The sequence below is a fragment of the Emticicia fontis genome, assembly GCF_054779675.1.
Genome location: NZ_BAAGXU010000006.1, coordinates 110,972 through 128,640 on the forward strand (window position 1 = coordinate 110,972; position 17,669 = coordinate 128,640).

The window sequence follows — 17,669 nt, forward strand, 5'->3', positions numbered from 1 at the left end:
ATCTTATCAAAAGCCTTATTGGTTTTAGATGGTGCGACTATTCGCAACCCATAAGGTATTGACAAAACTCAGAAAAAATGTTTAGTAAATTCATACATAGACCAGTCCTGGCTATTGCCATGTCTCTGGCGATCGTCTTTTTGGGGGTGTTGTCGATTTTTACGCGCCCCATATCCCAATTCCCTGAAATAGCCCCGCCACGGGTAAATATTTTCATTGAGTTCCCTGGTTCAAATGCAGACGTATTGGTAAAATCGACCCTGACTATCATGGAGCGTGCCATCAATGGTGTGCCGGGTATGCAATACATGATGTCGGATGCAACAAGTGCCAGTGAAGCAACAGTTCAGATTGTATTTGACCCAGGCACCGACCCAACCATTGCAGCAGCTCGTGTAAAAACCCGTGTGGATCAGGTTTGGGCAAACTTACCTCTTTTAGTACAACGTGAGGGGGTTATTATTACACCCGTACAGCCGAGTATGTTGATGTATGTCAACTTTTATAGTACAGATAAAGAGTATGACCAGAAGTTCTTGTTTAACTATGCTGATAACCTGGTTGTACCTGAATTACAACGTATCAGTGGGGTAGGTCGTTCTGAAATTGTTGGTAGCCGTGCCTTCTCTATTCGTGTATGGTTGAATCCTGACAGAATGAGAGCCTATAATATTTCTGCTGATGAAGTATTGACTGCCATTGATGAACAAAGTGTATTGGGGCGTCCGGGTCGTGTGGGTTTGAGTTCCGGTAAGGTTGCCCAGTCACTCGAGTACGTGTTTACTTATCAGGGCTGGTACAATAAGCCTGAGCAGTATAAAGACATCATCATCAGGGCAAACTCTGAAGGTGAGATTTTAAGATTGAAAGATGTAGCCAACGTAGAGGTAGGTAGTGAGTTTGTGGATATTTATACCAATAAAGATGGTTATCCTTCGGCTTCCTTAATCCTGAAACAAAACCCTGGTAGTAACTCCAATAAAATTATTGGTGATGTAAAAGCAAAACTGGAAGAGTTGAAGAAAAACTTCCCTCCGGGCGTTGATTACGAAATCAACTATGACGTTTCAAGCTTCGTAAATGCTTCTATTGATCAGGTATTGCATACGCTCTTAGAGGCATTTATTCTGGTTTCATTAGTGGTATTCCTTTTCCTAGGAGATTTCCGTTCTACTTTGATTCCAACTTTGGCCGTACCGGTTTCGTTGATTGGTGCATTCGTTTTCATGCAGTTCTTTGGGATTGGTATCAACCTTATCACGCTCTTTGCCTTAGTATTAGCCATCGGGGTTGTGGTCGATGATGCCATTGTGGTAGTAGAGGCGGTGCACGTAAAGATGCATGATGAACATTTAACGCCTTTCAAAGCTGTACAGAAAGTATTGAGCGAAATCAGTGGGGCGATTATAGCGATTACCCTGATCATGACAGCGGTATTTGTACCGGTAGCATTTATGACAGGTCCGGTGGGGGTACTTTACCGACAATTCGCCATTACAATGGCTTCGTCTATCGTACTTTCCGGTGTGGTGGCTCTTACGCTTACGCCTGTATTATGTGCCATGATTTTGAAAAATACACATGGACAAGCGCGCAAAAAATCACCTATTGATAAGTTTATCGATTGGTTCAATAGAAGATTTGAATGGTTGTTAGGTAAATACACCAAATTCCTGACAGTAATTGTGAATCGTAGAGTGGTGACTTTTGGGGTATTAATACTTTTCGCAGCAGGTATTATGGGGATCAACACTATTCTACCAGCTGGTTTCATTCCGGGTGAAGACCAAGGGCAGATTTATGCGATTATTCAGACACCTCCTGGTACTACCCTTGAAAGAACGAATGCAGTTTCAATGGAACTACAGAAAATAGCTAAAGAAACGCCGGGTGTACAATCGGTAACGGCTATGGCAGGTTATGAAATCCTGACCGAAGGTCGTGGTTCTAATGCTGGTACCTGTTTAATTAACTTGAAAGACTGGTCGGAGAGAAAAGAATCGGTGAAAGAGATTATTGAAGAGCTGGAGGAGAAAACAAAAAATATCGGAGCGGTTATTGAATATTTCGAGCCACCAGCGGTACCGGGTTATGGTGCATCTTCAGGTTTTGCGGTTCGTTTATTAGATAAAGGTAGCGACGTAGACTACCAGAAATTCGATCAGGTAAATAAAGACTTTGTGGCTGCCTTGAAAAAACGTAAGGAACTCTCAGGTTTATTTACTTTTTATTCTGCCAACTATCCTCAATACGAGATACAAGTAAATAATGTATTGGCGATGCAAAAAGGGGTTTCAGTAGGTAAAGCCATGGAAAACCTGAATATTATGATTGGTAGTACATACGAGCAAGGTTTTATACGCTTTAATAAATACTACAAGGTTTATACACAAGCTGACCCTGCTTTCAGAAAAGACCCGACTGATATTTTGAATATGTTCATCAAAAATGATCAGGGAGAAATGGTGCCTTATTCAGCTTTTACAACTATTAAAAAGACACAAGGGCCTAACGAGATTGCCAGATATAATTTATATACATCAGCCCTTATCAATGGGGTTCCGGCTCCGGGTTATACTTCAGGTGATGCAATTAGTGCGATTCGTGAAGTAGCTGCAACGGCTCTACCTAAAGGTTACGATATTGCCTGGGAAGGTCTGTCATACGATGAGGCTCGTCGTGGAAATGAAGCAATCATCATTTTCATGGTGGTAGTATTCTTCGTTTATCTGGTTTTGGCAGCCCAATACGAAAGCTTTATCATGCCGCTGGCCGTTATTCTGTCTTTACCTCCGGGTATATTCGGCTCTTTCTTATTATTAAAAGGAATGGGATTGAGTAATGACGTATTTGCTCAGATTGGTCTGATCATGCTTACGGGTCTATTAGGTAAAAACGCCGTATTGATCGTAGAGTTCGCCATTCAAAAACGTAACGAAGGTGTTACGGTGTTGCAAGCTGCTATTGAGGGTGCAAAAGAGCGTTTCAGACCTATCCTTATGACCTCTTTTGCCTTTATTGCGGGTATGATACCACTGGTTAGAGCACATGGTGCGGGTGCAGTAGGTAATAAAACCATCGGCTCTTCTGCCATGGGAGGGATGTTGTTCGGAACAATTTTCGGGGTATTAATTGTGCCAGGGCTATATTATATTTTCGGTACACTGATTGATGGCAGAAAATTAATTAATGATGAAGCCGTCATGACATTGAGTGAAGATTTAGTAGAAGGGCAAACTGAATTGGGTGAACAAAGTAGACTTAGAAAGTTAATTTCAAAAATCTTGAATCAAAATGAAGAACAAAAGAATAAAAAGATATAGTGTCTTTCTAGGACTGATTGTTGCATTAGGTAGCTGTAAGGTAGAAAACCTGCCAACCAAAACAGTCACCAATTCATTGCCAGACAAGTACGCAATGAATGCGGATACTACTAAAGCCGAAAGTATTGTCTGGAGAAACTATTTTAACGATAGTAACCTGACCGACCTGATAGATGAAGCCCTTAAAAACAACCAGGAGTTGAATATCATGCTTCATGAAATCGAAATCAGTCGGAACGAAATCATGGCCAGAAAAGGGGAGTATCAGCCATTTGGTTTTCTAACCGCAGGTTTGGGTGCTGAGAAGTCAGGCCATTATACCTGGGATGGTGTTTCGGAAGAAGATGCGAAATCAAGATCGGAAAAACTACCGAAGTATATTGGTGAACAGGCTTTGATGGGGACATTTTCATGGGAAATAGACGTTTGGAAAAAACTCCATAATGCCAAGGATGCTGCTGTAAAGCGTTATTTGTCTGGAATTGAAGGTAGAAATTTTGTAGTAACAAACCTCATTGCCGAAATTGCCAACTCATACTATGAACTGGTAGTGCTAGACAATCAGTTGGAAATTGTACAACAAAATATTGGTCTTCAGAAAGATGCGCTTGAAATGGTAAAAGTGCAAAAAGATGCGGCACGAGTAAACCAATTGGCGGTAAATCGTTTTATGGCGCAGGTATTGAATACCGAAAACCTTAAATATGAGATTCAGCAGCAAATTATAGAAACCGAAAACCGGATTAATTATTTGCTGGCAAGAAATCCTCAGCCTGTTAAGCGTAATTCTGCCAATTTGAATAATATTCAATTTTTGAAGATTTCTGCCGGAGTTCCATCGCAATTGTTGAGCAATCGTCCTGACATCCGCCAGGCAGAACAGGAACTAGAGGCCGCAAAACTGGATATTGCAGTAGCAAGAGCTGCTTTTTATCCTAATATCACCCTTCGTGCAGGGATTGGTTTACAGGCATTTAATCCGATTTATCTGATTAATCCTAAATCTCTTGCCGTTAATTTTCTGGGCGATTTAATTGCTCCCCTAATCAACAAAAATGCGATTAAGGCCAATTACTATAATGCCAACGAAAAGCAGATTCAGGCAGTATATAAATACGAGCAAGCAGTTTTGAATGCGCATCTGGAGGTAATTAATCAATTGGCAGGGAATAAAAATTACTCTGAAAGTTACGTAACCAAATCCAATCAGGTAGATATTCTGAGCAGTTCTATCGAAATCTCTAATAGCCTGTTCAAATCAGCAAGAGCAGATTATACCGAGGTTCTATTAACGCAGAGAGAAGCACTCGAAGCAAAAATGGAATTGATGGAAATTAAGAAAAAACAACTGAACGCCGAAGTAAATATTTATAAGGCATTAGGTGGTGGTTGGAAGTAATTGGTTATTCTTCAATTAGTACATATTTTGAAAACCTGAAAAAATCGGTGGGCTTGTGTCTACCGATTTTTTTGTAAGAAAGAGATACAATAAACGGCAATAATTACTACCCATACATGATTCTTATATTAATCTTGAAGAAGCCGACTAAAGTTATTGGGGAAGTTATACTTTTGGTTTTAAGTAAAATATTCAGAGCTTAATTCTTTGCATACTATTAACAATACAGAAGTGTATTTTCGTTTTATATAAGTGCCTGATTTAATTTAACAGGAAGTTTAGATAAAAAAAATACTAAGATTCTTAATTATGCACTACATTTGTACTCATGTTTAAATTCAAGCAAATAGGACTTATATTCCTTTCACTCGCTTTAGTGGTGAAATCGTTTGTAGTTCCTTTCATTTGCTTAGATTATGAACTTCGTAAAGACTTTATTATCAAAAACTACTGCGTTAATAAGAACAAGCCTGAATTACATTGCGATGGTAAATGTTTTTTGGCTAAAAAAATTCATGCACAGACCGAAAAAGAAGAACAAAACGCCCTTCAAAACTTCATTTATAAACTCTTAGAAATAAATACATTTGAAAGTCAAAGTAATTTTGATTTTACTAATGTGGTTGAGATTAAAGATTTTTCTGTTAATAATTTCTCCTTTGCAGAAAAGACAACAATTGATTTTTCATCTTCTATTTTTCATCCCCCTTTATACCAATAATACATTCTATTATTGATGTTTTATAGCCAAACTCCTTTCGGATGGCTATTTACTTATTTCTATATATTTTATTTCAAAACAAATCATCTGTGTTTGTTGAGGTATGCTAATATGTATCTCAAAAACGCATATTTATACATTTACAATAATGAAAAACTTCTCATATTTGTTTATTGCCCTTTTTGCATCTCTTATCATTGTTTCATGCCAAAAGGAAGATGCTATCAATCCTAATGATAAAAATACAGTAACGCTTGAATTTGATAATCGTATTGGCGACCAAAAACTAGTATTAGGTACAACCACAGCAAAAAACTCTTTGAATGAAGATTTTACAGTTACACGCCTTAATTACTTCGTTTCAAACATTTCTCTTAAAAATGAGAATGGTAATGTAATAAAGTTCTCTGATAAATATTTTCTTGTAAAGCATTCAGACCCTACTTCATGGCTTATTAAACTCGAAAATGTTCCTGCTGGTAATTACAATGAGGTTTCGTACATGATTGGCGTAGATAGCTTAAAATCGGTATCTGATGTTGGTCAACGCACAGGTGTACTTGACCCTGCTTCTTATGGTGACGATAACATGTATTGGTCTTGGAACATGGGTTACATCTTCTTCAAAATGGAAGGAAAATCAAGTGCCATTCCACCAAACATGATGAATATGACTGAGTATCAGTTTCACGTTGGTGGTTTTGGTGGGATGACAGGTAAGACACCAAACAATCTTAAAACTATTATCTTACCAATAACTACTACAACGGCACAAGTTAGAGGTAATGTTTCACCACAAATTCATATTATTAATGATGTTCAAAAAGTGTTTAGTGGGGTAAATAAAGTAAGCATTGCTACTTCTTATATGACCCATGCACCCGAAGCAGGTATTCCAATAGGTCAGAACTATGCAAAAAGTTTTATTGTAGACCATGTTCATAACGAAGAAAAATAATGAAATCAAAGTTCGTTATATTAGTTATTAGCAGTTTGATTTACTTGGGAGTTGCTTGTTCAAAAGATAGCTCCCAAGAGGTTAAACCCGAAGAACTTTTCACGGTTCCTGCTAATTTCCCCAAACCGGTGTACGATTTTTCTAAGAACCCTATTACTAATGACGGCTTCGAGTTAGGTAAAGCACTTTTCTTTGATGGGAACTTATCAAGAGATGGAACAATTTCGTGTGCTGAATGTCATAGCCAACCGTATGCATTCACCCATCATGGACATGATTTAAGCCATGGTATTGATAACAAGATTGGCATCCGCAATGCCCCACCTATTCAGAATATGGCTTTTCAAAAAGAATTTTTCTGGGATGGGGGCGTATTTGATTTAGATTTATTTTCTATCGCTCCGATTGAAAACCCAGTAGAAATGGACGAAAAATTAGGAAACGTTTTAGAGAAACTACGTAAACAGGAAAAATATGCTACGCTTTTTCAGAAGGCCTACGGAAGTAAAGAAATTACAACTGAAAGATTCCTGAAAGCACTTTCACAATTTATGCTTACACTGGTATCAGCCAATTCACGCTATGATAAGTATATAAGGAAAGAGACAGGCGGCACACTTAGTACTGATGAATTAGAAGGATTAGATATCTTTAAACAAAAATGTGCCTCTTGTCATTCGGGTGAACTATTTACTGACCATTCGTATCGTAATAATGGGCTACCTGTTTATAATAAAGATGATACGGGTAGGCAACGTATTACAGCATCAGAAGAAGACAGTTATAAGTTTAAAGTACCAAGTCTAAGGAACATTGCCGTAACAGCCCCTTATATGCACGATGGGCGTTTTTATAGTTTAGATGCTGTCTTGAATCATTATACAGATGGCATAATAGATTCAAAAACATTAGATGGTTCATTAAAGAATAATCAAACGTTAGGTATTGCACTCAACAAAGATGAGAAAGCAAAATTGACTGCATTTCTGAAAACATTAACGGATGAAGAATTTTTGAAAAACAAAAAATTTGGCATTTAAACATGAAAAAATATTTTGCTTTTATATTATTTGGAATGATTGTTTTCAATGGTATAAGTCAGGAACCAACTTCTAAATTAGAAAAAGATGGTAAAGACCCTGTTTGTGGCATGAAAGTAAAAAAAGGAACGTCGCTTGTAAGTGTTTATAAAGAAAAGCAACATGGCTTTTGCGGTAAGTCTTGCAAAGAGAAATTCGATAAAGACCCTGAGAAATATGTAAAGAAATGAATCGAAAAAAATTCATCTCAACGCTAACTTTTAATCTGTCAGGTCTTTTAGTTTTAGAGAATGAAAAGCCTTCTAACTGTATTATAAAGACTAAACGTATTTGTAATATTTGTCAGTTTAAGTTAGGGAAAAGTATCTATTTTGAAAAAGGGGTAAAGGACGTGAAAGTTGATTGGGTAAAAGAAACAATCAAGATTTCTTATGATGCAACCAAGACCAGTCCCGAAAAATTGAAGCAATATATTATTTCGATTGGTTATGATGCGGATGAATTAAAAGCAAACGTAAAGAAAAGAGAAATTTTAAGGTATTGTTGTGAAAGCAATATAACTATCTGTAAATAGAATAATATGAAAAAATTACTCCTTATAGGATTATTAATCAGCCATATTCAGGTTTTTGCCTGCGATATATGTGGCTGTGCCAATGGCAGTGCGTTTGTTGGACTCACACCACGGGCAGGTGCACAATTTGCGGGTATCCGTTATAGATACCGTTCTTATGATTCTCACTTGAATAGTGTATTACTGAAAACCCGTGAAACCTTTCAAACGGCCGAATTATGGGCAAGGTTTTATCCAATCAAAAATTTTCAATTAATGGTTTTCGTGCCTTATAATAACAATCATCAGGTTTTGTTAAATAGCGGTACAGAAGCCTTAAAAAGCGGCATTGGTGATGCAATTATTTTAGGTCATGTAAATGTGTTTAATACATTTATGGATACAACTAATACAAGCCATATTTACCAAAGTTTAATGATTGGCGGGGGGGTAAAATTAGCTACTGGGAAATTTGAATATGGGTATGAGGATGAAATTAATCCTAATTTTCAGTTAGGTACAGGAAGCACAGATTTTCTGCTAAGTGCTATTCATACTATCAAAATCCATGATTGGGGTTTAAATACAGAGATTGGTGGAAGGATTTCAACCAAAAGTAATGCTAAATACCGTTTTGGAAATCGTATCAATGGCTCATTAACAGCCTTTTATTCTAAAAGTCTTGGTGTGTTTTCTATTATGCCAAATGCAGGTGTTTTAATGGATTACGGATTTAGAGATATAAAAGAAGGGCAACGTAATTCACAAACAGGAGGTTTTGCGGCACTTGCCAATGCAGGAGTTGAAATGTATTACCGTAGATTTAATGTTGGAGTATCTTATCGACTTCCCATTTACCAAAATCTGGGAGGTGGTGAACTAAAGTCACTACCACAATATGGTATAAGTTTTACAGTGAATTTTTAATAGGGAAATAATACTGTAAATTCATAAAAAATGCCCTCATGCAAATGAGGGCATTTTATTTATAAATCGCTGAAATCAAAACCTTCTAAGAATTTGGTAGTGAAGTGGCCCGATTTAAACTGCTCGTCTTCCATGAGTTTAATATGGAAAGGAATCGTGGTTTTCACTCCTTCAATCACAAACTCCTGCAAGGCGCGTTTCATGCGGGTAATCACTTCTTCTCTTGATTGGCCTGTTACAATTAACTTGGCAATCATAGAGTCATAGTTTGGCGGAATGGTATAACCTGCATACACGTGGCTATCAACTCTCACCCCATGTCCACCCGGTAAATGCAGATTAGTGATTTTACCCGGTGACGGACGGAAATTATTGCCCGGATCTTCTGCATTGATACGACATTCCATTGCGTACAATTTCGGGAAGTAGTTTTTACCCGAAATAGGTACACCAGCCGCTACTTTTATTTGCTCTTTAATTAAGTCAAAATCAGTTACCTCTTCAGTAATCGGGTGCTCTACCTGAATACGGGTGTTCATTTCCATGAAATAGAACTCACCATATTTATCAACCAGAAACTCGATGGTTCCGGCACCTTCATAACCGATAGCTGCGGCACCTTTAATAGCCGCCTCACCCATTCTCTCACGAAGCTCTTGCGAAACAATAGGAGATGGGGTTTCTTCCACTAATTTCTGGTGACGACGTTGGATAGAGCAATCACGCTCTGATAAGTGGCATACTTTGCCGTATTGATCACCAACCACCTGAATTTCGATGTGGCGAGGCTCCTCTACAAATTTCTCCAGATATAGGCCATCGTTACCAAAAGCCGCTCCTGATTCCATTTTGGCATCATCCCAGGCTTTTTCAAACTCACCTTCATTTTTGATGATACGCATTCCGCGTCCACCACCTCCGGCAGTTGCTTTCACAATAACTGGATACCCGATTTCTGCTGCAATTTTCTTGCCTTCTTCAACTGACTCCAATAAACCTTCTGAACCCGGAATAACAGGTACACCAGAATCTTTCATGGTTGCCTTAGCCGTAGCTTTATCACCCATATAGTTGATTTGCTCGGCAGTAGCACCAATAAATTTGATACCGTATTCAGCACAAATTCTTGAAAACTCGGCGTTTTCTGACAAGAAACCATAACCCGGATGAATAGCATCAGCATTAGTGATTTCGGCAGCAGAAATAATATTTGGAATATTCAGATACGATTGTTTGCTGACAGCTGGGCCGATACAAACGGCTTCGTCGGCAAAGCGTACGTGTAAACTGTCGCGGTCGGCAGTTGAATAAACAGCCACCGTTTTTATGCCCATCTCTTTACAGGTTCTGATGATACGCAGGGCAATTTCACCACGGTTGGCTATAAGTATTTTCTTGAACATATCGTTTCAATTAGGAATTGTAAGCGTTTCGGCTATTGAATCAATTAACAATTTTGATAGAAAAATGTTATGAAACCTGTTCTACAATTAAACCTATCAAGGTTCAACCAAGAACAATGGCTGATCAAACTCAACAGGTGAGGCATTATCAACCAATATTTTCACGATTTTTCCAGATACTTCTGATTCAATTTCATTGAATAGCTTCATCGCTTCAATGATACAAACTACTTTACCAGTTGATACTTCATCACCAACTTCTACAAACGATGCTTTATCAGGGCCTGCAGAGCGGTAGAATGTACCAATCATCGGCGACTTGATCGTGATTAGTTTGCTGGTGTCTGCGGCAGCTTGTGCAGCAGGCGCTGCTGGTTGAGCGGCAGGAGCTACTGCAGCAGGAGTTGGAGCAGAAACAGGGGCCTGAATAGCAGGAGCAGCTACTTGCTGAACTGCCACAGGCGCTACATTTGAATAGCGTTTGATAGCCAGTTTTAACTCCGATGTTTCGATATTTACTTCATCTAGTCCTGATTGAGCAATAAAGTCTATCAGTTTCTGAATGTCTTTTGTTTCCATGAAGGGTAAAGATTTGTCGTTTGTAATTGAGTATTTTTATCTGGTTCTTAGGAGTATATTCCTACAAAAGTAAAAATAAAGACGACACCCACAAAGAAATCCGGAACGCTATGCGTTGATTTCAGAATTAAAAAACTCTTAAATCAATTCTATTCACTCCTTATTTCTACACAAATGAGATGTCGTCTTTTACTAATATCTTATTTCTCTTTTACTCTCGAATCGTATTCGTAAGAAGTTGTATTTACACGAATCAACTCGTCGTTTTCAATGAAAAGAGGTACTTTAATGGTTGCGCCAGTTTCAACAGTAGCAGGTTTCGACGGGCTATTGGCTGTATCACCTTTTACGCCTGGTTCTGTATAAGTTACGCGTAGCTCTACATACGCAGGTAACTCAACGCTTAGAATCGTTTCAGTTTCGGCGTGTACCAGAATATCCACTTGTTGGCCTTCCTTCATAAGATCGGCTTGTGGAACCATTTTGTCGTCTATATTTACTTGTTCGAATGTCTCGGTTTCCATAAAATTGAAACCTGTTTCGTCTTTGTAAAGAAACTGGTATTGTCTTTTTTCTATTCTTGCTGTAGTAACCGTCACACCAGAGTTAAAAGTATTATCGATTACTCTACCTGTACGAAGGTTACGAAGTTTTGTTCTTACGAAGGCTGGACCTTTACCAGGTTTTACGTGTTGGAACTCTACAATTGTATATAGATCATTGTTCCAATCAAGACAAAGGCCATTTCTGAAATCTGCTGTTGTTGCCATTACTAATGAGTGATTAGCTAAAATAAAGCTTAATTATCAAATATATTTATCGTTCAAAATTAAATACCATACTCACAAAAGGCATCAAAGGAAAATCGTATTTAAACCGCCCAAAATCAACATCTTTATTGTTTCTACGATAACGTGCACCGTATTGGCTGAATAAAAGACTTACGCCTACCCGTACCGTGAAGCCATCCTGCGGTTTGAAACCAATGTATACTTCGTTATTGGTAGTACCTCGCCCGCCAAAAGCTAAATTTAAATGCGGTGGTCTCACACTCATCGAGTCAAGAACCTGTCCGCTTTTATTATTTACTACAAGCGAATCCCTTGTTCTTCCAAAGGCAAATCCGATTAAATCGAAATTGGCACCTATAAGTACTTTGTTTGCCTGGAATTCCAGAATCAATGGAATATTAAATGCGTTTGCACTGGCTCTAGGATAAGGAGTAAAGCTAACTGCCTTGTTTTTCGATTCGATGCCCTCATAGGTTTTACCTTTCGCAAAAAAAGTTGTTATTCTTAGACCTGTTCCTATGGCAAAGTTATTCTTTTTGCCCATTACCAGGGTTTGACTATACATAAAAGACGGAACCTCTGTTTTTTTATCGAAACCGTAATTTAATGAGTAGTGCTCAACTACTCTCATTTGTTGTGCAAATGAGACGTTCAACCCTAATAGAGTTATTGTAAGTATCAGTAATTTTCTCATTTTACTGCGTTGTGTATAGATAGTATGTTGTTTTTTACTTTCTTAGTAAGCCCACTTAATATAGGCCGAACCCCACGTGAAACCACCTCCAAAAGCTGCCAGAATCAGGTTATCTCCTTTTTTCAACTGGCTCTCATAATCGAAAAGACAAAGCGGAATTGTTCCGGCTGTAGTATTGCCATATCTCTGGATATTTAGCATTACTTTCTCATCGCCAATACCCATGCGGCGGGCAGTTGCATCAATGATACGCTTATTAGCCTGATGTGGTACCAACCACGAAATATCATCACTAATCAAATTATTGCGTTCCATGATTTCTGCTGAAATATCAGCCATGTTCGTTACCGCAAATTTGAATACTGACTGACCTTCCTGATGAATATAGTGTAAGCGTTGGTCAACGGTTTCGTGAGAAGCAGGGAAGCGGCTTCCACCACCTTTCATAATCAAATGATTTTCACCTGTTCCGTCAGAACGTAACAGAAAATCCATCAGTCCATTCTCTTCTGTTGTAGGCTCAAGCAATACAGCGCCTGCACCATCACCAAACAATACGCAAGTAGTACGGTCGGTATAGTCAATGATAGCAGACATTTTATCTGCTCCAATCACAACCACTTTTTTATATTTACCCGATTCGATAAATTGTGAACCAATAGAAAGGGCATATAAGAAACCAGAGCAAGCAGCCAGAATATCGAAACTACCAATGGTAGGTATACCAACCTGAGTACAAACCAGATTGGCTGTTGACGGAAACATATAATCTGGTGTTACCGTCGCACATATTACTAATTCTACTTCTTCGGGCTGGGTATTTGTTTTTTTGAGGAGACCTCTTACGGCTTCGGCTGCCATGTGAGAGGTAGCTAGACCTTCTCCACGTTGAATATGGCGTTGTTTGATACCTGTTCGGGTGGTTATCCACTCATCACTGGTTTCTACAATCTTAGATAAGTCGTCGTTTGTCAAAATATCTTCTGGCACGTAGCCATGAACACCTGTGATAGCTGCTCTAAGTTTCATTGTACGATTTTTTCCAACCCCTTAACAGAAGGTGAGCTTAGGTTGCTTTTCTTACCGGGGTTAGTTTATCAGTAGGAAAAGTATTTTTATTAACAAAAAATAAGCCTGTAATGTTCTACACTACGGGCTTATCTATTTTCGTATGCTTCTACAATTTGTTCCGTTACCTTTGAGTCTACCTGGCGCTTGGCTAGTAAAATCATGTTTTTGATAGCTTCCGGGCTTGAAATACCATGGGCCACAATCACATTTCCTTTGATACCGATAATCGGGCTACCGCCGCCAACTTCATAGTTCATGCGGTCAATTAAAGGGTCATGAATGCCTTGTCCTGCGGCGTAGTCATACAAAGACTCACCCATTTTAAAAATTACATTTCCGGTAAACCCTTCTGTAACAATCACGTCGGCTTTGCCATCAAACAAATCACGACCTTCAACATTACCGATAAAGTTTATCTTCTTGCTGATTTTTAACAACTGATAAGCTGCCTGTACAACGGTAGAGCCTTTTTGCTCTTCTTCACCGATATTAAGCAAAGCTACTTTTGGCTTCTCGATACCAAATGCAAATTTGGCATATAAGGAACCCAGTTCTGCAAACTCGGCTAATACTTCCGGCTTGCAGTCGGCATTAGCACCTATGTCGAGCATAAGGCTATATCCACCATTTTTTAAAGGGAAAAAGCCGGCAATAGGAGGGCGTTGGATATTGCCCACTGTTTTTAATGTAAACAGCGAACCCACCATCATTGCACCTGTATTACCTGCACTACAAAAGGCATCTACCTGCTTTTCTTTTAAAAGCTTAAACCCAACTCCAATACTGGAATTGGGTTTTTGTGAAAATGCTCTTGTAGGATGCTCACTCATCTCGATAATGTCATCGGCATTAACCATTTCAATAGAGTTAGCAGGATACTTTAAGGTTCTTAAAATATCTAACATTACTCCCTGCTTACCCACCAATACGATTTTCGTACCTTCAGGTAAATGGTTAGCAGCTATTACGGCACCTTCGATAATGGCTTTGGGAGCAAAATCTCCTCCCATAACATCAACGGCAATTTTCATAAAGGAATGGCTTTAGTGAATAAATGTTTGCTTGTTTCTGAGTGATTTTCAAGAGAATACTCTATTCAAATAAATAACCAGAATCAAGTATTTACGATAAAGTCTTATGCTTTTTCGTAGCTTTCAACCACTAATTTACCTTTATAATACAAATTTCCTTCAAATACGTGCGCACGGTGGCGTAGGTGGATTTCACCTGTCGATGCATCTACCGACAATGCTTTTGTTGATAAAGCATCGTGTGTTCTACGTTTATCTCTTCTGGTAGTCGAATGTCTTCGTTTTGGATGTGCCATTTTTCTATTTAATTTAACTAATGCCGTCTTTCCCAAGAAAGCATTAATATTTTTTGTACTTTATATTAACTTAATTCTGTCCTTCATTCGGGTTCTTCAGCGATAGGAGTGCAGCCCAGCGTGGGTCAATTGCCTCTTCTTTCTCCTCGTCCTGTCCTCCTTCGTCTGTCGAATATATAAATTTATCGTCCTCTTCTTCCTCTTCATTTCTGAATCTCGGGTGTAGTTTCTTCATAGGAAGCGAAACCCCGATAAAATCATAAATGTGTTGGGCAAGGTTTATAGTTGCGGTGTGTTGAGGAATAATCTCTATTTCGTCGGTGATTTCTTCATGTCTGTCACCAAACTTATAGATATATCTTTCTTTTACATGAATCGGCTCTTCAAAGGGTTCCAGGCATCGATCACACGTCAATTCTACAACTCCTTCAATATCAAAAGACAATTGCATCAGTGCCGAGTTCTTATCAAGTACTACAGTAGCCTTAAAATGGCCTTTTGTAATAATATCCTGTTCAAAAAACTCGAAAAATTCATTGCCCCCTTCAAACTCATAAGTATAATGCTTATTATTTTCGAGGCCCTGAATATGAATGTCATATTTTGATGTTACCTTGCTCACGTTTTTACAGAAAGGTTGCAAATTTACTGCTAATTTTGGAATTAAGAAAGTTTTTAGAGAAAATGCTTAAAATTCTTAGAAATCATCGTGCGTTTTTTATCCTGTTTTTCTTGTGGTTGATTATTCTGGCCTGTTTACAGATATTTTTTTCGCCCACCGAGATGATGTTTTGGGTAAACCAACACAATAATACTTTCCTCGATACTTTCTTTCAATTGATTACGCTCTTAGGTGAAGATGGCATCTGGCTTGTACCATTGCTGGTGTACCTATACCAATATTTCAGAGAAAAAAAAGACGTAAAAAACAAAGCAATAATGCTTATAATTATTTGGATTACCAAAGGAATTATCTCTATTGCACTGAAAAATCTTTTTAATCTGCCCCGACCGATGGAAGTGTATGAACACAGCGGCCGAGCGATTCATGTGATTCAGGGGCTGGATATACACCATTGGCAGAGTTTTCCATCAGGGCATACCTTCACAGGTTTTGCTTTTGCTTGCTTTTATATGCTCGTGGCCAAAAACAAAACACTTGGTTTTTTGTGGCTAGGATTAGCAATGTTGATAGGATATTCAAGAGTCTATTTATTCCAACATTTCCCAAGAGATGTTTTTGTGGGGAGTATATTAGGTGTGGCGGTGGTGCTGGCGATTGTACTAATTGTGGCGCGAACGTCCCGTTCGCTGTTAGAAGAGAAAGCATAATTCAAATAGATAGACTATTGCCAGTTAATAACCCAACCCCGAACGGGCGGTACGCTGCGCGGACGTTCGCGCCACAAAAATATTACTTCCGGTTATCCTCACCCAAAACCATACTCAAATAACTACTATACCGACTCTCGGCGATAGAACCTTCTATCACTCCATCTTTTACAGCACATTTGGGTTCGTCAATGTGTAAACAATTATGGAAACGGCATTCGCCTAAAAGCTCTCTCATTTCTGGAAAGTAGTGACTGATTTCTTCTTTTTCCATATCTACCAATCCTAATTCTTTAATACCGGGAGAATCAATGATAAAAGTATCAGCGTCTATTTCAAACATTTCGGCAAAAGTAGTGGTATGAACACCTTTGTTGGCAAAGGTTGAGATTTCTGAGGTACGCAAATCTAAATCAGGAGCAATGGCATTCACCAGAGTAGATTTACCAACGCCCGAATGACCTGACAGAAGTGTTACTTTCCCTTTCAGCAAATCACTGAAAGTATCTACCCCTATATTGTTGATAGCAGAAGTAAATAAACATTTGTACCCCAGGCTTTCGTATAGGTCAGCAAGTTCTTCCTGATAAGCTATCATTTCATTGTCTAGAATATCCAGTTTATTGAATATTAAGACCGTTGGAATTCTGAATGATTCGGCAGTTACCAGAAAGCGGTCAATAAAGCCTAAAGAAGTTCTCGGAAAGGTTAGCGTGGCAATTAAGACAGCCTGGTCGAGATTTGAAGCTAATAAATGCCCATGTGCCGTTTTATGCACTGATTGGCGGATAATATAGTTTTCCCGAGGGAGAATATCGTAGATAATACCAGTATTTTCGGTTTCGCTTTCAATTTCATAGGCTACTTTGTCTCCTACGGCTATGGGGTTTGTTACCTTTAAATCCTTGATTTTAAACTTCCCTTTTAACCGACACTGCAAAACATTCCCCTCACTGGTACGAACTTCATACCAGGAACCCGTAGAACGCATGACTAAACCTATCTTTTGGCTCAAAACTTGCTAGAGTTTAATTAATTAATGCTTAAATACAATTTAAACAACAAAGCTTAAATTAATCTTAAAAACAAAACAATTCTCATTTTTAATTTTTTATGAAAGCTGGCCCCGTTTAACAAAGCGTTTTGTAACAACTACTTACGTAAATCTAAATTTTAACACAAATTTGACTATTGTCTATTAATTATATAGGATATACTTAGAAAAATAGCCGTTAAATAAAATTTTAAGAAATTTTTAAGAGTTTGCCACAACGTTTTGTTCACTTCTTACGTTATTTAAGTATCAGGATTATCTATTATTTAAACAAATCTAATACAACCATGAAGAAGGGAGTTTTATTCGGAATCGCTGCTGTAGCTGTGGGAGTTGTGGTTTTTTCTTTAACAAAGAAAACCAACCCAACCTTACCTTATTACAGACCTTATGTAAGATAATTTAGCTCATATGAATTGTAGCCAAAAAAATTTTACTCAAATATCAGGTTCTCTATACTTATTGGCTATACAAGCCAGTACAGAGAATCTTTTGCC

The 17,669-nt window shown here is 38.3% G+C and carries 18 protein-coding genes; 9 read left to right on the top strand and 9 right to left on the bottom strand.

The window, feature by feature from the left end; all coding sequences use genetic code 11:
• Positions 1-77: 77 nt before the first annotated feature.
• The 8 genes from ACYVFA_RS04925 to ACYVFA_RS04960 all read left to right on the top strand — a co-directional run bounded on the left by ACYVFA_RS04925 (position 78) and on the right by ACYVFA_RS04960 (position 8,921).
• The gene (locus tag ACYVFA_RS04925; RefSeq protein WP_460470690.1) at positions 78-3,323 is read left to right on the top strand and encodes an efflux RND transporter permease subunit; all 3,246 of its coding nucleotides are present in this window, start codon (positions 78-80) and stop codon (positions 3,321-3,323) included.
• Positions 3,295-4,722 carry a TolC family protein gene (locus tag ACYVFA_RS04930; protein WP_460470691.1) on the top strand — a complete coding sequence of 476 codons (1,428 nt, stop codon included), beginning with the start codon at positions 3,295-3,297 and terminating at the stop codon, positions 4,720-4,722. The genes ACYVFA_RS04925 and ACYVFA_RS04930 overlap by 29 nt, the downstream gene beginning before the upstream one ends.
• 328 nt (positions 4,723-5,050) lie before the next feature.
• On the top strand, positions 5,051-5,443 hold the full coding sequence (locus tag ACYVFA_RS04935; RefSeq protein WP_460470692.1) for a hypothetical protein: 393 nt from the start codon (positions 5,051-5,053) through the stop codon (positions 5,441-5,443).
• Positions 5,444-5,591: 148 nt separating this feature from the next.
• A complete protein-coding gene (locus tag ACYVFA_RS04940; RefSeq protein ID WP_460470693.1) occupies positions 5,592-6,401 on the top strand; it encodes an MbnP family protein in 810 nt (269 codons plus the stop codon).
• Positions 6,401-7,441, top strand: a complete 1,041-nt coding sequence (locus ACYVFA_RS04945; protein WP_460470694.1) for a cytochrome-c peroxidase — start codon at positions 6,401-6,403, stop codon at positions 7,439-7,441. Before ACYVFA_RS04940 ends, ACYVFA_RS04945 begins: the two co-directional genes overlap by 1 nt.
• 2 nt (positions 7,442-7,443) lie before the next feature.
• Positions 7,444-7,671, top strand: coding sequence for a YHS domain-containing protein (locus ACYVFA_RS04950; RefSeq protein ID WP_460470695.1), 228 nt, complete (start codon positions 7,444-7,446; stop codon positions 7,669-7,671).
• A complete protein-coding gene (locus tag ACYVFA_RS04955) occupies positions 7,668-8,015 on the top strand; it encodes a heavy-metal-associated domain-containing protein (protein WP_460470696.1) in 348 nt (115 codons plus the stop codon). The genes ACYVFA_RS04950 and ACYVFA_RS04955 overlap by 4 nt, the downstream gene beginning before the upstream one ends.
• 6 nt (positions 8,016-8,021) lie before the next feature.
• Positions 8,022-8,921, top strand: coding sequence for a hypothetical protein (locus tag ACYVFA_RS04960; protein ID WP_460470697.1), 900 nt, complete (start codon positions 8,022-8,024; stop codon positions 8,919-8,921).
• Positions 8,922-8,980: 59 nt separating this feature from the next.
• Here the strand turns inward: ACYVFA_RS04960 and accC are convergent, their stop codons facing one another.
• The 8 genes from accC to ACYVFA_RS05000 all read right to left on the bottom strand — a co-directional run bounded on the left by accC (position 8,981) and on the right by ACYVFA_RS05000 (position 15,408).
• Positions 8,981-10,324 (bottom strand): acetyl-CoA carboxylase biotin carboxylase subunit, encoded by a 1,344-nt coding sequence (gene accC, locus ACYVFA_RS04965; protein WP_460470698.1) that lies wholly within the window; start codon positions 10,322-10,324, stop codon positions 8,981-8,983.
• A 96-nt stretch (positions 10,325-10,420) separates the two neighbouring features.
• Complete coding sequence (accB, locus tag ACYVFA_RS04970) at positions 10,421-10,903, bottom strand: acetyl-CoA carboxylase biotin carboxyl carrier protein (RefSeq protein ID WP_460470699.1); 483 nt, start codon at positions 10,901-10,903, stop codon at positions 10,421-10,423.
• Positions 10,904-11,103: 200 nt separating this feature from the next.
• Positions 11,104-11,673 carry an elongation factor P gene (efp, locus tag ACYVFA_RS04975; protein WP_460470700.1) on the bottom strand — a complete coding sequence of 190 codons (570 nt, stop codon included), beginning with the start codon at positions 11,671-11,673 and terminating at the stop codon, positions 11,104-11,106.
• A gap of 46 nt (positions 11,674-11,719) precedes the next feature.
• A complete protein-coding gene (locus ACYVFA_RS04980; RefSeq protein WP_460470701.1) occupies positions 11,720-12,388 on the bottom strand; it encodes a hypothetical protein in 669 nt (222 codons plus the stop codon).
• 42 nt (positions 12,389-12,430) lie between these two features.
• On the bottom strand, positions 12,431-13,417 hold the full coding sequence (locus ACYVFA_RS04985; protein ID WP_460470702.1) for a beta-ketoacyl-ACP synthase III: 987 nt from the start codon (positions 13,415-13,417) through the stop codon (positions 12,431-12,433).
• A gap of 128 nt (positions 13,418-13,545) precedes the next feature.
• Positions 13,546-14,490, bottom strand: a complete 945-nt coding sequence (gene plsX, locus ACYVFA_RS04990; protein ID WP_460470703.1) for a phosphate acyltransferase — start codon at positions 14,488-14,490, stop codon at positions 13,546-13,548.
• A 104-nt stretch (positions 14,491-14,594) separates the two neighbouring features.
• Positions 14,595-14,786 (bottom strand): large ribosomal subunit protein bL32, encoded by a 192-nt coding sequence (gene rpmF / locus ACYVFA_RS04995; RefSeq protein WP_460470704.1) that lies wholly within the window; start codon positions 14,784-14,786, stop codon positions 14,595-14,597.
• A 70-nt stretch (positions 14,787-14,856) separates the two neighbouring features.
• Positions 14,857-15,408, bottom strand: a complete 552-nt coding sequence (locus ACYVFA_RS05000) for a YceD family protein (protein WP_460470705.1) — start codon at positions 15,406-15,408, stop codon at positions 14,857-14,859.
• 62 nt (positions 15,409-15,470) lie between these two features.
• Here ACYVFA_RS05000 and ACYVFA_RS05005 point away from each other — a divergent pair, with 62 nt between their 5' ends.
• Positions 15,471-16,118, top strand: a complete 648-nt coding sequence (locus tag ACYVFA_RS05005) for a phosphatase PAP2 family protein (RefSeq protein WP_460470706.1) — start codon at positions 15,471-15,473, stop codon at positions 16,116-16,118.
• 82 nt (positions 16,119-16,200) lie between these two features.
• On the opposite strand, the gene rsgA is transcribed toward ACYVFA_RS05005, so the two are convergent.
• Complete coding sequence (rsgA, locus tag ACYVFA_RS05010) at positions 16,201-17,109, bottom strand: ribosome small subunit-dependent GTPase A (protein WP_460470768.1); 909 nt, start codon at positions 17,107-17,109, stop codon at positions 16,201-16,203.
• Between the last annotated feature and the right edge of the window lie 560 nt (positions 17,110-17,669).

Bases quoted from the DNA above. Each gene is read 5' to 3' on its own strand.
- ACYVFA_RS04925 (WP_460470690.1), top strand. From the start codon at position 78: ATGTTTAGTAAATTCATACATAGACCAGTCCTGGCTATTGCCATGTCT.
- ACYVFA_RS04930 (WP_460470691.1), top strand. From the start codon at position 3,295: ATGAAGAACAAAAGAATAAAAAGATATAGTGTCTTTCTAGGACTGATT.
- ACYVFA_RS04935 (WP_460470692.1), top strand. From the start codon at position 5,051: ATGTTTAAATTCAAGCAAATAGGACTTATATTCCTTTCACTCGCTTTA.
- ACYVFA_RS04940 (WP_460470693.1), top strand. From the start codon at position 5,592: ATGAAAAACTTCTCATATTTGTTTATTGCCCTTTTTGCATCTCTTATC.
- ACYVFA_RS04945 (WP_460470694.1), top strand. From the start codon at position 6,401: ATGAAATCAAAGTTCGTTATATTAGTTATTAGCAGTTTGATTTACTTG.
- ACYVFA_RS04950 (WP_460470695.1), top strand. From the start codon at position 7,444: ATGAAAAAATATTTTGCTTTTATATTATTTGGAATGATTGTTTTCAAT.
- ACYVFA_RS04955 (WP_460470696.1), top strand. From the start codon at position 7,668: ATGAATCGAAAAAAATTCATCTCAACGCTAACTTTTAATCTGTCAGGT.
- ACYVFA_RS04960 (WP_460470697.1), top strand. From the start codon at position 8,022: ATGAAAAAATTACTCCTTATAGGATTATTAATCAGCCATATTCAGGTT.
- accC (WP_460470698.1), bottom strand. From the start codon at position 10,324: ATGTTCAAGAAAATACTTATAGCCAACCGTGGTGAAATTGCCCTGCGT.
- accB (WP_460470699.1), bottom strand. From the start codon at position 10,903: ATGGAAACAAAAGACATTCAGAAACTGATAGACTTTATTGCTCAATCA.
- efp (WP_460470700.1), bottom strand. From the start codon at position 11,673: ATGGCAACAACAGCAGATTTCAGAAATGGCCTTTGTCTTGATTGGAAC.
- ACYVFA_RS04980 (WP_460470701.1), bottom strand. From the start codon at position 12,388: ATGAGAAAATTACTGATACTTACAATAACTCTATTAGGGTTGAACGTC.
- ACYVFA_RS04985 (WP_460470702.1), bottom strand. From the start codon at position 13,417: ATGAAACTTAGAGCAGCTATCACAGGTGTTCATGGCTACGTGCCAGAA.
- plsX (WP_460470703.1), bottom strand. From the start codon at position 14,490: ATGAAAATTGCCGTTGATGTTATGGGAGGAGATTTTGCTCCCAAAGCC.
- rpmF (WP_460470704.1), bottom strand. From the start codon at position 14,786: ATGGCACATCCAAAACGAAGACATTCGACTACCAGAAGAGATAAACGT.
- ACYVFA_RS05005 (WP_460470706.1), top strand. From the start codon at position 15,471: ATGCTTAAAATTCTTAGAAATCATCGTGCGTTTTTTATCCTGTTTTTC.
- rsgA (WP_460470768.1), bottom strand. From the start codon at position 17,109: ATGCGTTCTACGGGTTCCTGGTATGAAGTTCGTACCAGTGAGGGGAAT.